Raw genomic sequence first — 20,268 nt, forward strand, 5'->3', positions numbered from 1 at the left:
CATGGTGGACTGGCCGCTGGAGCACATCGGGGAGATCGAGGTGGACGGCTCCTGGCAGCGCGTGCCCACCCGCGAGAACCCGAAGGTCACGATCACCCGCGGGTACAGCGCCCAGGGAAGCCGGACGCTGCCCAAGCCCGGCGAGTGCTCGATCACCATCGACAACCGCGATGGCGAGCACTCGCCGCGCAACCCGAACAGCAGCCTGTTCGGGAAGATCGGGCGTGGTACGCCGTTCCGGTTCCGCGTGGGCGACCTGCCCGACGACCCCACGCCCATACTGACCGACACCTTCGACCGGACCGAGACTGACGGTTGGGGCAATGCGGACACAGGCCAGACCTGGACGATCTACGACCCGTTCGGGGCGTTGCCGCCTACGTCGGACTTCTCGGTCGACGACGGGACCGGCCGCCTGGAGCTGGACACCGTCAACGGGGCCCGGATCATCCGCAACGAGGATGCTGACCTGGCTGACCTGGAGGCCACGTTCACGGTCGCCACCGACGAGGTGTCGGTCAGCGAAAACACGCGTCATGCCGTGTTCGCGCAGTTCATGACCCGAGTCGATGCCGTGGAAGACAACTGGTACGAATGCTCGATCGGGTTCCGGACGGACAGCGGCCTGCCCAACGGCCAAGGCCGCCGGGTGTCCGCCCAGATCGGCACCGTCCAGGGCGCCGTCCTGCAGGCCTCCACCAACCAGCAGACGGTGCCCGGACTGCTCTACTCACCGAATGTGCCGCTGCGGGTGCGCGTACAGGCCATCGGCCCCGAGCTGCGCCTGCGGGTATGGGCTGACGGCGAGGACGAGCCGTCTATCTGGCACAGCCAGCTCTACGACGAGGCCCTGACGACAGGGGAGATCGCGTGCCGGGGTCTGGTCACCTCCGACGGCACATCCCTGCCGGTGACCGTGCACTTCGGTGACCTTCAGATCGTGGAGCCGGTCGCGGATACGGGCGTCGTGCGGATGCGCGGGGAGATCCCCGAGTGGACTCCGAGCCGGGACCTGTCGGGCGCGGACCTGCGCGTGCCCGTCAAGCCTGCGGGGATCCTGCGGCGCCTCGGAACGGGTCAGCAGCTCCTGCAGTCCACCATGCGCCGTCACATTCCCCTGGTGCGGCCTCTGGCGTACTGGGCGATGGAGGAAGGGCGGCAGGGCGAGAACCAGATCGCTGACGCCACCGCAGACGGCAACGCCGGGCCGCTGACCGTGTCCGGGTTCGACTTCGCGAAGGATGGCGACCTGATCGGCTCGGATCCGCTGCCTCAGCTGATCGGCGGAGACCAGAACACCGACTTCATGGTCAGCGACACGATTCCTGGCGAGGCTACGGGTTCGTGGTCGGTGGAGATGATGTTTCGCATCTCCGAGCAGGACTTTCCCGCCGGATCCGACGAGAAGACCATGCTGGAATTCACCACGACCGGTTCCGGCGCGCGGCGGTATGTCGTTTCGCTCCTCACGGTCTCCAGCGATCCCAGAATGCAGCTGACCATCCTGGATGGTGAAGGCGCAGAGCTGGGCTCGGCGCAGGCCGGTCACGGCGCGGCCGTGACAGCGGGGGCTCCCGGTCTGCTGGATGAGTGGCGGCAGGTGCGTGTCAACGTTTCCGAGGACGGCTCTGACCTGGACTGGCGTTTCGACTGGTTCAACATCAGCGGCGACAATTGGGGTAACGGTGGCACGATCTCCAGTACCAGCGCGGGCCGGGTCAGCAAGATCGGCACATTCTTCGGCAGCGACGAGGCGACGGACAACAGCCTGAAGGGGCTGGGGCTGGGGCACCTGACGGTGTGGGGCGTCCGGTTCCACTCCGGGTTCTTCGACAATCCGTTCATCTCGGCAGCGGGCCTACGGGGGCAGATCACCCGCGCGTGGATGCGACGCCTGCACGTCGACGCCAACGTCCCGCTGGAGATCTCCGGCTTCGGGGCCGAGCGGCTCGGGCCGTACCCCACGGGCGCGTTCCTGGACCTGCTGGGCCTGGCCGCGAGGACGGAGATGGGGCTGCTCACTGAGTCCCGCACCGCACCGGGCCTGGCCTACCGGACCCGGGAGACCCTCTACAACCAGGACACGGCGCTCGTCCTGAACTGGGCCAACGGAGAGATCTTCAAGCCGTTCACGGCCACCGACGGTGACAAGAACGTCCGCAACAGGATCACCGCCAAGCGACGGGAGGGCTCGGAGGCCACCGCGGAGCTCACCGAGGGCCGCCTGTCGACCAAGCAAGCGCCGGACGGGATCGGCCTGTACGACACCAGCATCGAGACCATCGTCAACGAGGACGACCAGCTGGGCGACCAGGCGATGTGGCGCCTGCACGTGGCGACCGTCGACGAGATGCGCGTCACCCAGCTCACCCTGAAGATGGGCAACCCCCGCATGCGCGGCCTGGTCGACGCTGTCCTCACCCTGGACGTCGGCGACCGCATCAAGGTCGAAAACACGCCCTTCGAGTACTCCCCGGACGGCTTCGATCTCCTCATCCTCGGCTACAAGGAGACCTTCGCCGAGGGCGTGTGGGACATCACCTTCACCTGCGAGCCCTACACCCCCTACGTCGTGGCCGTGACCGACGACAGCGACCGCGCCAAGGCCGACACCGACGGCTCCTCCCTGGCCGTGGCCGCGGACTCCGCCACCACCTCCCTGGCCGTACTCACCCAGGCCGACTCGGCGATCTGGGTCGACGACGCCACCTACCCCGACGACTTCCCGATCGACATCCGCATCGGCGGCGAGCGCATCACCGTCTCGGGCATCGCACCCCTGGGCTCGGACACCTTCACCCGCAGCGAGACCGACACCTGGGGCACAGCCACCTCCGGGCAGGACTGGACCGAAACCTCCGGGGCCGCGTCCGACCGCAGCGTGGACGGGGCGGCCGGGGTCATCACCCTCCAGGACACCGTGGACACCGTGCGCCTACAGCGCCTAACCCAAGCGGTGGGCGACTGCGAGGTCCTGGTCAAGCTCAGCGTGGACCAGGTCGCCACCGGGGCGAGCATCATCCCCGGCGTGCTGATGCGCTACACCGGTGTCAGTGACTGGTACCGGGCGCGCCTGCACTTCTCCACCGGCGGCAACATGTTCGTCGCCGTCACCCGAGGCACCACCGTCGTCGGCAGCACCCCCCAGCTCGACCTCACCTACACAGCTGGCGAGGAGTTCTGGCTGCGCGTCAGCCTCGTTGGCCACACGGTCAGGCTGCGCGTGTGGGCGGACGGGGACGTGGAGAGCAGCGACTGGGACCACGAGGTGACCATCACCACCGACATCATCGACACCGGCGAAATCGGCGTCACCTGCTCCGCGTTCGCGGGCAACACCAACACCGACCCGGCGGTGTCCTACGACGACTTCCAGGTCGTCAACCCGCAGACCTTCACAGCTGCCCGATCGGTGAACGGCGTCGTCAAGGCCCACGCCGCCAGCGCGAAGGTCCGGCTGTTCACACCCGCCATCGTGGCTCTCTAGAGGGGGACGACGTGACGAACTGGCTTGCCGGGATGGACATCACCGCGGACCGGCTCAACGACGGCGTCGACGCCACCACCACCAGCTCCGGCGCGACAGCCGCCACCGACTTCACCGTGACCAGCTTCTCCGGCCGCCGCTCCGGGAAGCTCGTCACCATCACCATCAGGTGCAACTACACCGGCACCTCCATCCCCGAGTCAGTGGCTGGTAACGGCAACATCCTCGACACCGCCATGGCCACGCTGCCCTCCGGCTGGCGGCCCCCCGAGCTCATGGAAGCGATCTGGGACTCCGGGTTCAACGACGGCGGCGCCACCATCGACACCGACGGCACGATCACGCTACGGACCACCTCGGGGTCCGACGGGGTCGGCAACAACCACAACCCGCGCGTCTCCGCCACCTGGATCGCCGACGACTAACCCCCCGCACGCCCGCGCCCCGGACCGCACGGCCGGGGCGTTGTCTATGCCCGCAGGAGGACCGACCGGTATGGCCACACAGTGCAAGCTCCTCACCAACATCGCGCAGACGTGGACGCCGATCCGGTTCGACCAGGTGCTGCGCAACGACGGCGGGATGTACCAAGGCACCGGCGATGTCGCGGACCCGGAGTCCGCGCTGATCCAGCCCTCGGCCGACGGTGACTTCATCTGGCACCGGTTCGTGCACTGGGCGCCGATCCAGGTCGACGAACACGACTCACGCGAGCGCCAGTTCCTGTCCCAGTTCTGCCGCGACCCGTACACGAACCCGGACTCCACCGGGTCCACCGACGCCGACCACACCGCGGGCAAACAGTTCCACCTCGCCTCCTGGGCCTTCTACGGCCGCGACCACCAGCCCGTAGCCATCCGCGTCTGGCACGACCACGACCAGCCCGTCGACATCATCCACGCCCAGTTCACCGCCCAGACCTGGGACTACTGAGGAGGACGCCATGGCCTGGTACCCGGGCGCCATCAAGATGGAACTGCAGCCCGAGTCGGACGCCCAACCGGCGATCCGGCCGACGCAGTTCATCGTCCACAGCATCGTCGCGCCGTGGACTGCTCGCCGCACCTACGAGTACTGGCGCGACTCCACCAACCTCGAGTCGCACTTCGGCGTCGACTACCAGGGCGACGTGGGCCAGTACATCGGCACCGAAACCCGCGCGGACGCCAACGCGGGCGCCAACCGTAGGCACGACGGGACCGGCGCCGTCTCCGCCGAGACCGCCTCGAACCTCGAGGCCTCCGACCCGTGGAACGCGAAGCAGATCGAGAACCTGATCGCGATCGGCGTGTGGCTGCACGAGCGGCACGGCATTCCGCTACGGATCTGCCGCGGTCACGGCGACCCCGGGTTCGGCTACCACAGCATGTTCCCGCAGTGGTCCACGTCGGGCACCGCGTGCCCGGGCCGCGCCCGTATCCGGCAGTTCCGCGAGGTCGTGTTCCCGGGCATCGTCGCCCGCGCCAACGGCCACACCACCCCGCAGGAGGACGACATGGCCCTGACCCGCGAAGACATCGAGAAGGTCGCCCAGCGCGTGTGGGAGAAGGACCACTTCATCAACGTGCCCTGGGGCACTGAGACCAACGGGCAGTGGATGGCGAAGTCGATCCTCGTCGACAACGGCGCCCGACTGCGCGCCTTGCAGGCCGCGGTGACCGAGCTGGCGGCGCGGGGCGCTGCCCGTGACGCGGTGCTGGCCCGGCTCGCTGAGGGCGGCGGGTTGAGCGCTGCGGACGCGCAGCGGGCCGCGGAGGCAGGCGCGACCGCGGCACTGGACCGGCTGGCGATCGCGCTGGCCGCAGAGGGAGAGGGCTGATCACCATGACTACAGGTGCTTTCTGGAAGGCCACGACGGAGCGGGCGGTGCGTACCGCTGCGCAGACTCTCGTGGCGGTGCTGGGGCTCGACACTACGGGGGTCCTGGACGTCGACTGGGGTGGCGGGCTGGCGCTGGCTGGGTCGGCTGCGCTGCTGGCGGTGCTCACCGCGGTCGCGTCGTCCGGTGCGGGCGGTGAAGGGCCGGGGCTGGCGGAGACCGTACGGAGCCGGGAGTGACCCCGCCCGAGCCGAACGTCGCGCTCGAACTGGAGCGGCTGCGCGGGGCAATGGAGGTCGGGTTCGCCCAGCTCAACGGACGCCTCGACGTTTCCCTACAGCGCACCTCGCAGACGGAGGCCGACATCGACCAGCTCGAGCAACGCGTCGAAGCGCTCGAGCGGGCCCGCTGGCCCCTACCGTCGCTCGCCGCGCTCGTCGGCCTGGCCGCGCTGGGCCTGACTCTGTACGAGATCGCCGCCCGCTGAAGCGCTTCTGCCCCCTCTCGCCTTTGGGCGGGAGGGGGCCTTGTGCTGTTGGCACGGAGCATCAGGACTGCGGCTGGGTTTCAGGGGGCAGACGCCGCATCCTCGCCAGGGGCACCACAAGGGGCCGCTACGTCGTGCCGAATGTCACCCAGAAGATCACCGCCAGCGTGATCAGGATCGCCAGAACCGCAAACGTCGAGACAAACCAGCGACGCTTCCACGCTAGGACCCGATCGTTCGTTGCGATGCCATCCTTCGCGTCCAAGATGAGCTGTTCGATGCACTGGTCTACGGTCCGGTTCGGCACACCGCACCAGTCGGGCTTGGTGTGGGCAATCGTCCAGTCTGGCGCCTTCCACCCCGTCGGCAGCAAGATCATGCAGGTAGCGGCCAGGCAGTAGGCCACCCCGATAAGCAACAGAATGACCATCCATCGCTCCAGCCCGCCATCGGAGGCCCCAAAGCCGAAGACGATCGCCGATCCAAGGATGACGACCTCAAGGAGTGAGAGCGACCGGGCACGCAGCCCTGTGAGGATGTCATTTTGCAGGTCACGGCGTTCGCGTGCGAGGTCCAGAGCGAGCTTCAGCCGCGGGTTGGGGCCGACTGACGAAGATGCTGACCTCCGCGGAAGCATTTCGATCATCTCGCTGCCATCTGGCTGGGCGGTGCCCCTCCCGGCAATTTCATGATGCGCTTCCAGTCCATGGGGCGCGAGCGCAGCAGGGCTGAAACGGCACCACCAGAGCTAGACACCGCCACCTCCCGCGTCACCAGTTCCTCGTACCGCCCGCTTGAACGACGACGCCCCCTGCACGGTCCACGCGGCCGTGCAGGGGGCGTTTCGTTATGCCCCAAGGGTGGGCGCCAGTGCCCACCCCTTGTCAGTGGAGTCCGTCGATGGCCTTCACTACCAGGGCCCGTGCCTCCGCCCCGTACACCGCCAAAGCGCGGAGCTGCTCGAACGCCTTCAGGTATTCGGTCACCTCGGACGGCTGGGTGACGGTCACTCGGGCCGTCAGTAGTTCAACAGCCACAAGGACGTCGTCGTAGACATGAAACGCCTCCAGGGGCCGGATTGGCCTCTCGGGCAAGTCAGCGGGGATGACACCCAACGACACGGCTGGCAACGCGCCCGCCGACAGCAGGTGGCCAAGCTGGGCGGCCATGGCTTCCGAGTCGCCCATCCGGTAGTGCAGCGCCGACTCCTCGACGAGCAGCACGAACCGACGGCCGGATTCATGAATGACGCGCGAGCGCTGAAGGCGCGCGGCCGCAGCGGCGGCCGAGTCGTCCGGCGCACCGTGGAACGTCGCGATGGTGTGCAAAAGGGCTGCGGCGTAGCCCTCGGTCTGCACCAGACCAGGAATGATCCTCGACGAGTAGATGCGGAACAGGTGGGTCTTCCGGAACAGGTCACCGTAGGACTCCTGTACCTGCCGCAGCCCTGTGCGCATCTTCCGGCGCCACTCGGTGTACATGGACTCAGCATTGCGGGAGGCGTCAACCAGATCCGCCGCCTGGTCGCTGGCGTCGCACGCCTGGCACCAGGCCCGGATATCAGCAACCGAGGGCGCTGTGCGAGCGGTCTCGATGCGGGAGGTCTTGCTGTAGTGCCAGCCGCACCGTTCGGCCAGCTCGATCACAGTCAATCCGGCGTCTTGCCGTAGCTCCTTCAGACGCTTTCCTACGGCCTCTCGCGCGGCCTGCGCCGAGGACGACGGTGATGTGGGCATGAGCTGACCTGTCCGGTGCGTGCTGTCAGTGGAGCTCGTACTCGTCGTGCGGGACGGCCCGTTCCCACACTGCCTCGAACGCGGCCGTGCACAGCTTCACTGTGGCTGGGTCCTCGTTGAGTTCGTGTCCGATGAGGGCGCCGTCGCCGCTGAAGAACCCGAAGCGGACCAGCTTCCCATCGAAGATCCAGAAGTCATTGCCCGGCAGTGCAATGTCCGAGGCGTGGCGGCGCGGCAGCCACCGGACTTGTTCACCGGCTGCGAGGTTGACCGGTGTTCCGGCGTGCTCGTAGCGGATGTACTCCGTGACCGGCTCGGAGACAACGCGGGCCCGACGCACCGCAGCCCCACGGGCCGATGCGCGCCGTACCGTACTCGTCCACTCCCGCCAGTAGTCCGAGTCTGGGTCGTTGGGGCGTTCGCCGGTTTCCTGCCAATGCTGGAAGTGGCTGTTCTCCTTGGATACGGCGTACACGTCCCGCATCTCGAGGTGCACCGCGGAGTGCTGGGCGGCATCAAGCAGTTCACCGATCGGCGGAACGGTCGAGGTCATCGCATGCCTTCCTGATGATGTGCGTCATACGGGCGGGGATTCGAATGATGGTCTCGTGCGGCGGGACCCCGGGGGCGTGGCCGGGTGCGGTTCCGCCTTCGCTGTAGATGCGAGCCTCCTCGTCCGGTGTCGCAGTCCAGCCCTGGAACAGGAGCTCTTGCTTGTCTGTGTCGACCCATACCGTTGGGCTGTCACCGGTTTCGGTGTCGGGATCGATCCCGACGAACAGTAGTGGCACGTCAGCCTCCGACGATCAGCTTGTGCATGTGTTTGCGACACCGTCCTGCTGGGACGAGTTGACGTCAAGGGCGTGAAGTGGCCAGGCCCAGGACACTTGAAATCATGTGCAAAAGAATGCACAAGAGTGGTGGTGCTGCACGGCGTCTCTCTAGCGTCGTGACCTGCGGCAGCCCCACAGTCCTGGCCGCGCACACGCCGCACATCCAGGCCGGGCGGACCACTTCACCGGAAGGCATCCGGATGACCACCACCCACGACGCCAGACCAGCAACTCCTGTGAGCTCCATCGCCGTGCTCATCGATGAGGCGCTGGACGCGACGGGCATCCTCCCCCCGCACGAACGGCTCGTCGAGCTGAACGACCAGTTGCGCGCCGAGCTGGAGCGTCTCCTGCCGATCGTGCAGCAGCACACTGACGGCCTGCCCCGCGGCGGCATGCAGTGGTACGGGCGGCAGTGCGTCCTGGACGACACCCGCGAAGTCCTGGCCCGCGACCTTGGTACCGGCCTGCGGTCGGCCGCGATCCAGGTACATCGCCTAGCGCGGCACTGTGTCTGGCTGGCCGAGTACGCGGAGGAGGTGCGGTGAAGATCTGCGGACGTTGCGACCGGTCGATCCGAGACGGCGAGCCGTACACCTCGCATGACATCTGTTCGGCGTCAGGCGGGGGCGCGACCGTCTACCGGCACGTCGCCCTGTGCCCGAAGGTGCCGACCCAGACCACTCAAGGGTCCGTGCGCCACTGAGGCTCCCGTCCGTCCTTGTACCCCGTGAGCTCCTGGGGATAGACGGGACCAGGCCCCGGCCGGACGCCGATCCGGCCGGGGCCACTGCATGTCTTGATCGCCAGCCTCTCGGGCCAGCAGCGGGCCAGCTAGCGATCTCCAGCCCACAAGAAAGGCCCCCACCTCGGTGGGGGCCATCGCGTTGTGCCTGCTTAAAACGTTCCTGCAGGGGCAACGGAGAGTGGGGCGGGTGGGACTCGAACCCACGGCCGACGGATTATGAGTCCGCTGCTCTAACCGGCTGAGCTACCGCCCCAAAGCGGCGTGTCGCGTACACGTGTGCGCGCCGTCTGCCGCAGCATAGCCGCTCATACGATCTCTCGCGTCGGATGGTCGGCTCTGCACGACCATGAGGACCGCGCTGCTGCCCGCGCGGTTCCCTCAGGCATGAAAAAGGACCCCAGAGGGGTCCTCTTCCACCAGCTCTCCCGACTGGACTCGAACCAGTAACCTGCCGGTTAACAGCCGGCTGCTCTGCCAATTGAGCTACAGGAGACCGAGCTCCCCCGACTGGACTCGAACCAGTAACCTGCCGGTTAACAGCCGGCTGCTCTGCCAATTGAGCTACAGGGGAACGCCTCGTTGCAGCAAACTCACCTACCTGGGGTTTCCCGGGCGGCGTGTGCTCGCTGCGACACATACATTAGCGCAAGCAGGGGGGTGCTCCGCCAATCGGTATCGGCAGGTCGGCAACGACCGGACGGAAGGGAAGGGTGGCAGCCATGCGGTACAAGCTCACGTTCGTCGCCGGACTGGCCATCGGGTACGTCATCGGAACCCGGGCGGGGCGAGAGCGCTACGAGCAGCTCAGGAAGTCCGCCCGGGAGCTCGCGCAGAACCCGGCCGTGCGGAACGCGGCGGAGTCCGCGGCGCAGGGCGGCCGGGAGTTCGCGGGCAAGGCCTTCACGTCGGTGAGCGACAAGGTCGGGGACAAGATGCCCGACTCGGTCGCCGAGCGGGTGCGCTCGCTCAGGGAGAAGACCCAGCGCGGTCTGGGCGAGGAGGACGACTGGGGGACGAGCAACACCTGAGAGGCGACGAGAGGCGTGTTGTGGTGCGTGGGGCTCCGGAGGGCCGCGTGGTTCTGGCGTAGGGCAGACTCTCCGGCATGGGGATAGTCGCCGGGTTGGACAGCTCGTCCGAGTTCACACGCATCATCGTCTGCGACACCGACACGGGTGCCGTACTGAAGCAGGGCTACGCCCCGCATCCGCTCGAAGGGCGCCCGTCGGACGTGGATCCACAGGCCTGGCTGCTCTCGCTGGGCGAGGCCGCCGCCGGTGGGCTGCTGGAAGGCGTGCAGGCCATCGGCGTCTCCGCGCAGCAGAACGCGGTCGTGCCGCTGGACGCGCAAGGCGCTGTCGTACGCCCCGCGATGACCGGGAGCGACAAGCGCGCCCAGGTGGCCGCGGCGGATCTGGTCGAGGCGCTGGGCGGGCGGCAGGCCTGGGCCCAGGCGGTGGGCTGCGTACCGCAGGCGGCGCAGCCGGTGGCCAAGCTGCGGTGGCTGGCGCGGACGGAACCCGAGGCGGCCCAGCGCACCGCCCTGGTGATGCAGGCCCACGACTGGCTGGTGTGGCAGTTGCTCGGCCGCCCAGCGCGGCAGACGGCGGACCGCGGCGGGGCGTCGGGGACGGGCTACTGGTCGGCGACGACCGGCGCGTACCGCCCGGATCTGGCGGAGCTCGCGCTCGGTCACCCGGTGACGCTGCCGGACGTGCTCGGCCCCGCGGAGTCCGCCGGGACCACCCCGGAGGGACTGCTGATCTCGGCGGGTACCGGCGAGACGATGGCGGCGGCCTTCGGGCTCGGCATCGGCCCGGGAGACGCCGTGGTGTCGCTCGGCGCGTCCGGGTCGGTGATGGCCGTCCACCACGAAGGGCTGCCCGACCCGAGCGGCATGATCACCTCCCTCGCGGACGCGACCGGGATGCAGCTGCCGGTGGTACACACACTGAATGCCGTACGGGCGCTGCGCGGCACCGCCGACCTGCTGGGCACCGATCTTGAGGGGCTCTCCGCACTGGCGCTGAAGTCGACGCCCGGCTCGCACGGCTTGGTGCTGTTGCCGTATCTGGAGGGCGAGCGCACCCCGCAACTGCCGCACACCGCGGGCACCCTGAGCGGGCTGCGCCGGGAATCGATGAAGCCGGAACATCTGGCACGGGCGGCGTTCGAGGGCATGCTCTGCTCACTCACGGACGCGCTGGACGTGCTGCGCGGGCGCGGCGTCGAGGTACGCCGGGTGTTCCTGCTCGGCGCGGCGGCCGAACTGCCCGCGGTGCAGGCCGCGGCACCGATGCTGTTCGGAGCGCGGGTCGTCGTACCGCAGCCCGCCGACTACGCGGCGCTTGGCGCGGCGCGGCAGGCCGCCTGGGCGCTCGGCGTCTCGCAGGGGACACTCTCCCCGCACTCCCCGCCGGTCTGGCAGGAGGCCACGGCGCAGGTCTTCGAGCCGGGTGACGAGCTGGCGGTGGGGCAGGCGGTGCGGCAGCAGTACGTGGCGGTGCGGGAGCAGACCCATCCGGGGGCCTTCGGGCACGGCGGTTCTTGACCAGGGATTGAGCTATTTCGTTGGGCTCTGGACCAGGGTGTGTCGGAAGATGGGGGAATCCAGCCCCGGCGACGGCGATAGGTAGCGCGTGCTCATACGACTCCTGCGGACACATCTGACCCCGTACAAGAACGCCATCGGGCTCCTGGTGCTGCTGCAGTTCCTGCAGACCTGCGCCACGCTCTATCTGCCCACCCTGAACGCGGCGATCATCGACAACGGCGTCGTGAAGGGGGACACGGGCTACATCCTCGGCTACGGCGCCATGATGATCGCGATCACCGTGGTCCAGGTGGTGTGCAACATCGGCGCCGTCTTCTACAGCGCGCGGACCGCCGCGGCCCTGGGCCGGGACGTACGGGCCGCGGTGTTCGACCGGGTGCAGTCGTTCTCCGCGCGCGAGGTGGGCCAGTTCGGGGCGCCGTCGCTGATCACCCGGACGACCAACGACGTCCAGCAGGTGCAGATGCTGGTGCTGATGTCGTTCACGCTGATGGTGTCGGCGCCGATCATGTGCGTCGGCGGCATCGTGATGGCGCTCAGCCTGGATGTGCAGTTGTCCTGGGTGCTGGTCGCCGTGGTGCCGCTGCTCGGGATCGCGGTGAGCCTGATCGTGCGCCGACTGCGGCCGCTGTTCCGCCTGATGCAGGAGCGCCTGGACACCGTGAACCGGGTGCTGCGGGAGCAGATCACCGGTAACCGCGTCATCCGGGCCTTCGTACGGGACGCGTATGAGAAGGAGCGCTTCAAGGGCGCGAACGCCGAGCTGACCGAGGTGTCGCTGGGGACCGGGCGGCTGCTCGCGCTGATGTTCCCGATCGTCATGACGGTGGTCAACCTCTCGTCGATCGCGGTGGTCTGGTTCGGCGCGCACCGGATCGACGGCGGCGGGATGGAGATCGGCGCGCTGACCGCGTTCCTGGCCTATCTGATGCAGATCGTGATGTCCGTGATGATGGCCACCTTCATGTTCATGATGGTGCCGCGCGCCGAGGTCTGCGCCGAACGCATCGAAGAGGTCCTGGACACCTCGTCCAGCGTCGTTCCGCCGCGCGAGCCGGTGCGGGAGCTGCGACGGCAGGGCCATCTGGAGATCCGCTGCGCCGGGTTCTGCTATCCGGGCGCCGAGGAGCCGGTCCTCAGGGACGTACAGGTGGTGGCCAGGCCCGGTGAGACGACCGCGGTGATCGGCTCCACCGGCAGCGGCAAGTCCACCCTGCTCAACCTGGTGCCCCGGCTGATCGACGCGACGTCGGGGCAGGTCCTGGTGGACGGTATCGACGTACGCGAGCTCGATCCCGGCACGCTGGCCAGGGCGGTGGGCCTGGTGCCGCAGAAGCCGTACCTCTTCTCCGGCACAGTGGCGACCAATCTGCGCTACGGCAATCCGGACGCCACGGACGAGGAGCTGCTCAAGGCGCTGGAGGTGGCGCAGGCCCTGGAGTTCGTGGAGCGGCTAGAGGGCGGCCTCGACGCGCCGATCTCGCAGGGCGGTACGAACGTGTCCGGCGGGCAGCGGCAGCGCCTGGCGATCGCCCGGACCCTGGTACAGCGGCCCGGGATCTACCTCTTCGACGACTCCTTCTCGGCGCTGGACTACGCGACGGACGCCGCGCTGCGGGCCGCCCTGGCCCGCGAGACCGCCGAGGCGACCGTGCTGATCGTGGCCCAGCGGGTCTCCACCATCCGGGACGCCGACCGGATCGTGGTCCTGGACGAGGGCCGGGTGGTGGGCAGCGGGCGCCATCACGAGCTGATGGACGGCAACGAGACCTACCGGGAGATCGTGCTCTCCCAGCTGACGGAAGCGGAGGCGGCCTGATGTCCAGCCCGATGGCGGCGCGGATGACGGCGGGCGGCGGTCCCGACGAGCGCTCGATGGACTTCAAGGGCTCCGGGAAGCGGCTGCTCGCGCAGTTCCGGCCGGAGCGGTTCACGATGTACGGGATGCTGCTGGCCGGTGTGCTCAGCGTCGCGTTCTCCGTGGTCGGGCCGAAGATCCTGGGCCAGGCGACGGATCTGGTGTTCGCCGGGATCGTCGGACGGGACATGCCGGATGACGCCTCCCGCCAGCAGGTGCTCGACCAGATGCGCGAGGACGGTGACGACGGCGCCGCCGACATGCTCTCCGGGATGGACTTCACGCCAGGCCAGGGCATCGACTTCACCGCTGTGGGCCAGGTGCTGGGGCTCGCGATCGGGGTCTTCCTGGTGGCCGGGCTGCTGATGGCGGTCGCCACACGGCTGTCCAACCTGGCGATCAACCGCACCGTGTTCCGGCTCCGCAGGGACATCCAGGCGAAGCTGTCGCGGCTGCCGCTGTCGTACTTCGACCAGCGCCAGCGCGGCGAGGTGCTCAGCCGCGCCACCAACGACGTCGACAACATCGGTCAGACGCTCCAGCAGACGATGGGGCAGCTGGTCAACTCGGTGCTGACGATCATCGGCGTACTGGTGATGATGTTCTGGATCTCGCCGCTGCTCGCGCTGGTGGCGTTGGTGACCGTGCCGCTGTCGTACGTGGTGGCCACCCGGGTCGGCAAGCGGTCGCAACCGCACTTCGTCCAGCAGTGGAGGTCCACCGGCGAGCTGAACGCGCACGTCGAGGAGATGTACACCGGGCACTCGCTGGTGAAGGTCTTCGGACGGCAGGAGGAGTCGGCGAAGGCCTTCGCGGAGCAGAACGAGGCGCTGTACCAGGCCAGTTTCCGGTCCCAGTTCAACAGCGGGATGATGCAGCCGCTGATGTTCTTCATCTCGAACCTGAACTATGTGCTGGTGGCCGTGGTGGGCGGGCTGCGCGTCGCGTCGGGTTCGCTGACCATCGGTGATGTGCAGGCCTTCATCCAGTACTCGCGGCAGTTCTCGATGCCGCTGACGCAGGTCGCCTCGATGGCGAACCTGGTGCAGTCGGGTGTCGCGTCCGCCGAGCGGATCTTCGAGATCCTGGACGCGGAGGAACAGGACGCGGACCCGGTGCCGGGCGCGCTGCCCTCGGTGGACCGGGGCAAGGTCGCGCTGGAGCGGGTGGCCTTCCGCTACGACGCCGAGAAGCCGCTGATCGAGGACCTGTCGCTGTCCGTCGAACCCGGCCACACGGTCGCGATCGTCGGCCCGACCGGCGCGGGCAAGACCACGCTGGTCAATCTGCTGATGCGGTTCTACGACGTGACGGACGGCCGGATCCGCCTGGACGACGTGGACATCGCCACCATGTCGCGGGACGCACTCCGCTCCAGGATCGGGATGGTGCTCCAGGACACCTGGCTGTTCGGCGGCACGATCGCGGAGAACATCGCGTACGGGGCGGCAGGAGGAGGGGCGGCGCGAAGCGCCTCGGGCAAGGGCGGTGGCGGGCGACGGGAGGGCGTCACCCGCGCGGACATCGAGGAAGCGGCGCGGGCCGCGCACGCGGACCGGTTCATCCGTACGCTGCCGGACGGCTACGACACCGTGATCGACGACGACGGGACGGGGGTCAGCGCCGGGGAGAAGCAGCTGATCACCATCGCGCGGGCGTTCCTCTCCGATCCGGTGATCCTGGTCCTGGACGAGGCCACCAGCTCCGTCGACACCCGTACCGAGGTGCTGATCCAGCAGGCCATGGCGCGGCTGTCCCACGGGCGCACGTCGTTCGTGATCGCGCACCGGCTCTCCACGATCCGGGACGCGGACATCATCCTGGTGATGGAGGAGGGCTCGATCGTGGAACAGGGCACCCACCAGGCGCTGCTGGAGGCGGGCGGCGCGTATGCCCGCCTGTACAAGGCGCAGTTCGCGGAGGCGGTGGCCGAGGTCGACTAAGGCCTGAGCGGCGTCTGGGGGGTTGGCGTCAGTCCAGGTAGCCGCGTAGCTGGTCGGCGAAGGCGTGGTCGCGGAGCTTGTTGAGGGTTTTCGACTCGATCTGGCGGATGCGTTCGCGGGTGACGCCGAAGATACGGCCGATCTCCTCCAGGGTGCGGGGGCGGCCGTCCGCCAGGCCGTAGCGGAGCTGGACGACCTTGCGTTCGCGTTCGCCGAGGGTGGAGAGGACCGCTTCCAGGTGCTCGCGCAGGAGGAGGAAGGCGGCGGACTCCACGGGGGACGCGGCATCGCCGTCCTCGATGAGGTCGCCGAGCGCGACGTCGTCCTCTTCGCCGACCGGGGCGTGCAGGGAGACCGGCTCCTGGGCGAGGCGCAGCACCTCGCTGACACGTGCGGGCGGCAGGTCGAGGTGGGCGGCCACCTCCTCGGGGGTGGGTTCGTAGCCGCGTTCCTGGAGCATGCGGCGCTGGACCCGGACCACGCGGTTGATCAGCTCGACGACATGGACCGGGACCCGGATGGTGCGGGCCTGGTCGGCGAGCGCGCGGGACATGGCCTGGCGGATCCACCAGGTCGCGTAGGTGGAGAACTTGTAGCCGCGGGCGTAGTCGAACTTCTCCACCGCCCTGATCAGGCCGAGGTTGCCCTCCTGGACCAGGTCGAGCATGGTCAGTCCGCGGCCTACGTACCGCTTGGCGACGGAGACGACCAGGCGCAGGTTCGCCTCGATCAGGCGGCGCTTGGCCATCCGGCCCATGACGACCAGTTTGTCGAGGTCCAGGGCGAGTTGGGAGTCGAGGTCGGAGGCGCCCGCGAGCCTCGCCAGCTTCTCCTCGGCGAAGAGACCGGCCTCGACGCGGCGGGCCAGCTCGACCTCCTCGGCGGCGGTGAGCAGCGGAATCCTGCCGATCTCGCGCAGGTACTGGCGGAAGAGGTCCGCTGAGGGGCCCGAGGTGTCGGGGCGGACTCGGGGCTCGGGCGGTTCCGGGGCCTCGGGGAGGTCGGCGGGCACGGCTAGCTCGGCTGGCTCGGGGGCTGCGACGGGCGCGGCTAGCTCGGCGACTTCCGCTGACTCGGGGGGCGTTGACTCAGGGGACGTTGGCCGGTCCGGGTCCGCGTCGGAGTGACGTTCGGGGTGGTGGGTCGCCCGGCTCTGTGGCGGGACGGCGGTGATGACGTCCGCGCCGGTGCCCGGGGAGTCGGCCGATTCGGCGGGTTCGCCATGGGTCTTGAGCAGCGCGCGCGGGTCGGTCTGCGGCTGGGTCTGGGTCTGCACGGGGGCGACCTCCAGGGTGATCGCTGCCGGTTCGGGGGCGTGCGGCAGCGGAACGGGGAAAGCGGCCAGGCCGCCGTCCGTCCCGTAATCGATGAGCGGATCCGCGGGGTTGTCGAGCCCACGTCCGGTGGGCCGGCCGCGCTCCGAGGACTCAGGCACCGCACCCAGTGTGGAGTACGACACATCTCCGCCACGAGGGGCGTGCGGTGACTTTTTGAGTCCGGCCCGTTACCGCCTGGTTACCCACACTCGAAACACCTCTAACGGGTGGTGTGGGAGCGCGTGGTCGCGCTCAGAGCGCGGCCGCGCCCTGGACCCGTAGCGCCTGGCCGTACTGCTGGAGGACCCACAACTCGTTCTGTGCCGCGGCCAGTTGTCCGGGGTCGGCGCTCGCGCCGAGGCGGGCCAGCGCGCCGTGCAGATCCTGGATACGGCGGTCGACGGCGCGCAGCCGGACGCGGACCAACTGCTCGCCCGCGTACACCTCGTCGACCTTCTTGTGCATGATCGCCTCGACGGCGAGCTCGGTGACCATGGCGCGTACGGTGTCGTTCGGCGCGGTCTCGCGGACCTGGGCCAGGTAGCCGGGGGCGTCCTGGACGCCCTGCTCGGCGCCGCCCGCCTGCTCGATGGCCTGGCGTACTGCGGCGTAGGGCGGCGCGGTGAACTCGTCGGCGCCGTACGCGTCGAAGGCCGGGGAGACCAGGTCGGGGCGCTGCAGGGCCAGTTTGAGCAGCTCGCGCTCGGTGCGGTGGGCGGGGCTGCGCAGATTGAGCGCGGGGCCGCCGGGCGGGCTCGGGGCTTCGGTGTACGTGGGCTGGGGGCCGCGGTGCGTGGGCTGGGCGGGACCCCGGCCGCCGCGGTCGCGTGCCCAACGAGCCAGCTGGCCGACCCGCTTGACCACGAACTGGGTGTCCAGGATGCCGAGCATTCCGGCGAGCTGTACGGCGGACTCGTGCTGGATGGCGACGTTCTTGATGTGCGCGACGATCGGCGCGGCCTCGTCCAGCGCGGCGGCCCGCCCGGCCGGGGTGTCGAGGTTGTGCCGCTTCACGATCTGCCGGATGGCGAACTCGAAGAGCGGCGTACGGGACTCGACCAGGCCGCTCACCGCGCCGTCGCCTTCGGCGAGGCGCAGGTCGCAGGGGTCCATGCCGCCCGGGGTGATCGCGATCGAGGTCTCGGCGGCGAACTTCTGGTCGTCCTCAAAGGCGCGCAGGGCGGCCTTCTGTCCGGCCGCGTCACCGTCGAAGGTGAAGATCACTTCGGCCGTCGCGTGGTCCATGAGCAGGCGGCGAAGGATCTTGATGTGGTCGCCGCCGAAGGCGGTGCCGCAGGTGGCGATGGCGGTGGTGACCCCGGCGAGATGGCAGGCCATCACGTCCGTGTAGCCCTCGACGACCACGGCGCGGCTGGTCTTGGCGATCTCCTTCTTGGCCAGGTCGATGCCGTAGAGAACCTGGGACTTCTTGTAGATCGCGGTCTCGGGGGTGTTGAGGTATTTCGGGCCGTTGTCGTCGTCGCGCAGCTTGCGCGCGCCGAAACCGACGACCTCGCCCGAGATGTCCCTGATGGGCCACATCAGGCGGCCGCGGAAGCGGTCGATCGGGCCGCGTCTGCCCTCCTGGGAGATCCCGGAGAGCACCAGTTCCTTGTCGGTGAAGCCCTTGCCGCGCAGGAAGCGGGTGAGATGGTCCCAGCCCGCCGGGCTGTAGCCGACGCCGAAGTGGGTGGCGGCCGCCTGGTCGAAGCCGCGCTCGGCCAGGAACTTGCGGCCGATCTCCGCCTCGGGGCCGTCCAGCTGGTCGATGTAGAACTGTGTGGCGATCTTGTGGGCCTCGATCAGGCGGATGCGTTCGCCGCGCTGGTGGGCGGGGTTGTAGCCGCCCTCCTCGTACCGCAGCGTGATGCCCGCCGTTGCGGCCAGGCGCTCGACCGTCTCCGAGAACGAGAGGTGATCGATCTTCATCACGAAGGCGATCGTGTCGCCGCCCTCCTGGCAGCCGAAGCAGTGGAAGAGCCCCTTGCTGGGGCTGACCTGGAAGGAGGGGGACTTCTCGTCATGAAAGGGGCACAGGCCCTTGAGGTTGCCGCCGCCGGCGTTACGCAGCTGGAGGTACTCGGACACCACGGCGTCGATCGGGACCGCGTCCCGTACCGCCTTCACGTCCTCGTCATTGATCCTGCCAGCCACGCGGTAAGTCTACGGTGGCGCGCTGATACTCATTCGATGAGGGAGGTGAGGGGGACGGAGGGGTCGGCCAGGCGCTCGGGGGCTGGGCGGGTGCCGCTGCGGATGAGCTGTTGGATGGGGGTCGTGACGTCCCACACGTTGACGTTCATCCCGGCCAGCACCCGGCCCCCTGCCAACCAGAAAGCGATGAACTCGCGCTTTCCGAGGTCGCCCCGGATGAGCACCTGGTCGTACGAGCCCGGGGGCGCCCAGCCGGAGAACTCGAGCCCGACGTCGTACTGGTCGGAGAAGAAGTACGGCACACGGTCGTACGACACCTCCTGGCCCAGCATCGCGCGCGCCGCGGCGGGGCCGCTGTTCAGCGCGTTGGCCCAGTGCTCGACGCGGAGCGGGTGGTCGTAGAGCGGGTGCTGGGCGGCGGCCACGTCGCCCGCCGCGAAGATGTCCGGGTCGCTGGTCCTGAGCGCGGCGTCGACCGCGATGCCGCCGCCGTGTGTCCGGTCGGCCAGAGTCAGGCCCGCGGCCTCGGCGAGTCCCGTGCGCGGGGCGGCGCCGATCGCGGCGAGTACGGCGTGCGCCGGGTGCTCGTCGCCGTCGTCCGTGCGGGCGGCCAGCACCATGCCGTCCTGGCCGGTGATCTCGGTGAGCCTGGCGCCGAAGTGGAAGCGGACGCCGTGGTCCTGGTGCAGATCGGTGAAGAGGCGGCCCACCTCGGGGCCGACGACGGCGTGCAGCGGGGTGGGCTCCGGCTCGACGACAGTGACCTCGGCGCCGTACTCCCGCGCCGCCGCGGCGACCTCCAGGCCGATCCAGCCCGCTCCGGCGATGAGCAGATGGCCGTTGTCCCGGCCCAGTGAGGTGAGAACGCCGCGCAGCCGCTCGGCGTGCGCGAGGCGGCGCAGGTGGTGCACCCCGGCCAGTTCCGTGCCGGGGATGTCCAGGCGGCGGGGCTCGGCGCCGGTGGCGAGCAGCAGCTTGTCGTAGCGGACCGCGGTGCCGTCGCCGAGGCGCACCGCCTTGGCCTCCCGGTCGATGGCGACGGCGGGCTGGCCGAGGTGCAGTTCGACGTCCGCGCGCGCGTACCAGGCTGGTTCGTGCACGAAGACGCTGTCGCGCTCCTCCTTGCCCAGGAGGTAGCCCTTGGACAGCGGCGGGCGTTCGTAGGGGTGGTCGCGCTCGTCGCAGATGAGTATCACCCGGCCGGTGAATCCCTCGGCGCGCAGGGTTTCGGCCGCCTTCGCTCCGGCGAGACCGCCTCCGACGATGACGTATGTCTGATCCGCGTCGACCACTGGTGCCTCCTTACGCCCTGCCGCTTTTTACCCATGTGAGC

General features: G+C 69.0%; 18 protein-coding genes and 3 tRNA genes. 11 read left to right on the forward strand and 10 right to left on the reverse strand.

Annotated elements, in window-relative coordinates; genetic code table 11:
* Position 1: 1 nt before the first annotated feature.
* The 6 genes from GCN81_RS06770 (at position 2) to GCN81_RS06795 (ending at position 5,793) form a co-directional block, all read left to right on the forward strand.
* Positions 2-3,487, forward strand: coding sequence for a hypothetical protein (locus GCN81_RS06770; RefSeq protein ID WP_156722679.1), 3,486 nt, complete (start codon positions 2-4; stop codon positions 3,485-3,487).
* 11 nt (positions 3,488-3,498) lie between these two features.
* Positions 3,499-3,912: a hypothetical protein gene (locus GCN81_RS06775; RefSeq protein WP_156722681.1), complete on the forward strand. Its 414-nt coding sequence runs from the start codon at positions 3,499-3,501 to the stop codon at positions 3,910-3,912.
* Between the two features lie 70 nt (positions 3,913-3,982).
* Entirely contained in the window at positions 3,983-4,420 is a 438-nt protein-coding gene (locus GCN81_RS06780; protein WP_156722683.1) for a hypothetical protein, read from the forward strand.
* 10 nt (positions 4,421-4,430) lie between these two features.
* On the forward strand, positions 4,431-5,306 hold the full coding sequence (locus tag GCN81_RS06785) for a peptidoglycan recognition protein family protein (RefSeq protein ID WP_156722685.1): 876 nt from the start codon (positions 4,431-4,433) through the stop codon (positions 5,304-5,306).
* Positions 5,307-5,311: 5 nt separating this feature from the next.
* A complete protein-coding gene (locus tag GCN81_RS06790; RefSeq protein ID WP_156722688.1) occupies positions 5,312-5,545 on the forward strand; it encodes a holin in 234 nt (77 codons plus the stop codon).
* Positions 5,542-5,793, forward strand: coding sequence for a hypothetical protein (locus GCN81_RS06795; RefSeq protein ID WP_156722690.1), 252 nt, complete (start codon positions 5,542-5,544; stop codon positions 5,791-5,793). The genes GCN81_RS06790 and GCN81_RS06795 overlap by 4 nt, the downstream gene beginning before the upstream one ends.
* Positions 5,794-5,920: 127 nt before the next feature.
* Here GCN81_RS06795 and GCN81_RS06800 read toward each other — a convergent pair whose 3' ends face one another.
* The 4 genes from GCN81_RS06800 to GCN81_RS31760 form a co-directional block, all read right to left on the reverse strand.
* Positions 5,921-6,439, reverse strand: coding sequence for a hypothetical protein (locus GCN81_RS06800; RefSeq protein ID WP_156722692.1), 519 nt, complete (start codon positions 6,437-6,439; stop codon positions 5,921-5,923).
* Positions 6,440-6,677: 238 nt separating this feature from the next.
* Positions 6,678-7,529 carry a helix-turn-helix domain-containing protein gene (locus GCN81_RS06805; RefSeq protein ID WP_156722694.1) on the reverse strand — a complete coding sequence of 284 codons (852 nt, stop codon included), beginning with the start codon at positions 7,527-7,529 and terminating at the stop codon, positions 6,678-6,680.
* A 25-nt stretch (positions 7,530-7,554) separates the two neighbouring features.
* The gene (locus tag GCN81_RS06810) at positions 7,555-8,082 is read right to left on the reverse strand and encodes a DUF6879 family protein (protein ID WP_156722696.1); all 528 of its coding nucleotides are present in this window, start codon (positions 8,080-8,082) and stop codon (positions 7,555-7,557) included.
* A complete protein-coding gene (locus GCN81_RS31760) occupies positions 8,054-8,320 on the reverse strand; it encodes a hypothetical protein (protein ID WP_197287509.1) in 267 nt (88 codons plus the stop codon). Before GCN81_RS31760 ends, GCN81_RS06810 begins: the two co-directional genes overlap by 29 nt.
* A 158-nt stretch (positions 8,321-8,478) precedes the next feature.
* Between GCN81_RS31760 and GCN81_RS06815 the strand changes: the two genes are divergently transcribed.
* On the forward strand, positions 8,479-8,910 hold the full coding sequence (locus GCN81_RS06815) for a DUF6415 family natural product biosynthesis protein (RefSeq protein ID WP_156722698.1): 432 nt from the start codon (positions 8,479-8,481) through the stop codon (positions 8,908-8,910).
* Between the two features lie 379 nt (positions 8,911-9,289).
* Here the strand turns inward: GCN81_RS06815 and GCN81_RS06820 are convergent.
* From GCN81_RS06820 to GCN81_RS06830, 3 genes are all read right to left on the reverse strand, one after another.
* Positions 9,290-9,363: transfer RNA gene (locus GCN81_RS06820), tRNA-Ile, on the reverse strand.
* Positions 9,364-9,530: 167 nt separating this feature from the next.
* Positions 9,531-9,603: transfer RNA gene (locus tag GCN81_RS06825), tRNA-Asn, on the reverse strand.
* 5 nt (positions 9,604-9,608) lie between these two features.
* Positions 9,609-9,681: transfer RNA gene (locus GCN81_RS06830), tRNA-Asn, on the reverse strand.
* A 148-nt stretch (positions 9,682-9,829) separates the two neighbouring features.
* Here GCN81_RS06830 and GCN81_RS06835 point away from each other — a divergent pair.
* From GCN81_RS06835 to GCN81_RS06850, 4 genes are all read left to right on the forward strand, one after another.
* Positions 9,830-10,138, forward strand: a complete 309-nt coding sequence (locus GCN81_RS06835; protein ID WP_156722700.1) for a YtxH domain-containing protein — start codon at positions 9,830-9,832, stop codon at positions 10,136-10,138.
* 77 nt (positions 10,139-10,215) lie between these two features.
* Positions 10,216-11,661 (forward strand): FGGY family carbohydrate kinase, encoded by a 1,446-nt coding sequence (locus GCN81_RS06840; RefSeq protein ID WP_156722702.1) that lies wholly within the window; start codon positions 10,216-10,218, stop codon positions 11,659-11,661.
* A gap of 88 nt (positions 11,662-11,749) precedes the next feature.
* The gene (locus GCN81_RS06845; protein ID WP_156722704.1) at positions 11,750-13,483 is read left to right on the forward strand and encodes an ABC transporter ATP-binding protein; all 1,734 of its coding nucleotides are present in this window, start codon (positions 11,750-11,752) and stop codon (positions 13,481-13,483) included.
* Complete coding sequence (locus GCN81_RS06850; protein ID WP_156722706.1) at positions 13,483-15,465, forward strand: ABC transporter ATP-binding protein; 1,983 nt, start codon at positions 13,483-13,485, stop codon at positions 15,463-15,465. Before GCN81_RS06845 ends, GCN81_RS06850 begins: the two co-directional genes overlap by 1 nt.
* A gap of 28 nt (positions 15,466-15,493) precedes the next feature.
* Here GCN81_RS06850 and GCN81_RS06855 read toward each other — a convergent pair whose 3' ends face one another.
* The 3 genes from GCN81_RS06855 to GCN81_RS06865 all read right to left on the reverse strand — a co-directional run bounded on the left by GCN81_RS06855 (position 15,494) and on the right by GCN81_RS06865 (position 20,227).
* The gene (locus GCN81_RS06855) at positions 15,494-16,900 is read right to left on the reverse strand and encodes an RNA polymerase sigma factor (protein ID WP_156722708.1); all 1,407 of its coding nucleotides are present in this window, start codon (positions 16,898-16,900) and stop codon (positions 15,494-15,496) included.
* Between the two features lie 133 nt (positions 16,901-17,033).
* A complete protein-coding gene (gene dnaG / locus GCN81_RS06860; protein ID WP_156722710.1) occupies positions 17,034-18,935 on the reverse strand; it encodes a DNA primase in 1,902 nt (633 codons plus the stop codon).
* A gap of 29 nt (positions 18,936-18,964) precedes the next feature.
* Positions 18,965-20,227: an NAD(P)/FAD-dependent oxidoreductase gene (locus GCN81_RS06865; RefSeq protein ID WP_156722711.1), complete on the reverse strand. Its 1,263-nt coding sequence runs from the start codon at positions 20,225-20,227 to the stop codon at positions 18,965-18,967.
* Positions 20,228-20,268: the final 41 nt, after the last annotated feature.

It is taken from the genome of Streptomyces apocyni (assembly GCF_009739465.1).
Lineage (GTDB): Bacteria > Actinomycetota > Actinomycetes > Streptomycetales > Streptomycetaceae > Streptomyces > Streptomyces apocyni.

What these genes read in the sequence shown, in the direction of transcription:
- GCN81_RS06770 (WP_156722679.1), top strand. Translation starts at nt 2, where the DNA reads ATGGTGGACTGGCCGCTGGAGCACATCGGGGAGATCGAGGTGGACGGC.
- GCN81_RS06780 (WP_156722683.1), top strand. Translation starts at nt 3,983, where the DNA reads ATGGCCACACAGTGCAAGCTCCTCACCAACATCGCGCAGACGTGGACG.
- GCN81_RS06785 (WP_156722685.1), top strand. Translation starts at nt 4,431, where the DNA reads ATGGCCTGGTACCCGGGCGCCATCAAGATGGAACTGCAGCCCGAGTCG.
- GCN81_RS06790 (WP_156722688.1), top strand. Translation starts at nt 5,312, where the DNA reads ATGACTACAGGTGCTTTCTGGAAGGCCACGACGGAGCGGGCGGTGCGT.
- GCN81_RS06800 (WP_156722692.1), bottom strand. Translation starts at nt 6,439, where the DNA reads ATGATCGAAATGCTTCCGCGGAGGTCAGCATCTTCGTCAGTCGGCCCC.
- GCN81_RS06805 (WP_156722694.1), bottom strand. Translation starts at nt 7,529, where the DNA reads ATGCCCACATCACCGTCGTCCTCGGCGCAGGCCGCGCGAGAGGCCGTA.
- GCN81_RS06810 (WP_156722696.1), bottom strand. Translation starts at nt 8,082, where the DNA reads ATGACCTCGACCGTTCCGCCGATCGGTGAACTGCTTGATGCCGCCCAG.
- GCN81_RS06835 (WP_156722700.1), top strand. Translation starts at nt 9,830, where the DNA reads ATGCGGTACAAGCTCACGTTCGTCGCCGGACTGGCCATCGGGTACGTC.
- GCN81_RS06840 (WP_156722702.1), top strand. Translation starts at nt 10,216, where the DNA reads ATGGGGATAGTCGCCGGGTTGGACAGCTCGTCCGAGTTCACACGCATC.
- GCN81_RS06850 (WP_156722706.1), top strand. Translation starts at nt 13,483, where the DNA reads ATGTCCAGCCCGATGGCGGCGCGGATGACGGCGGGCGGCGGTCCCGAC.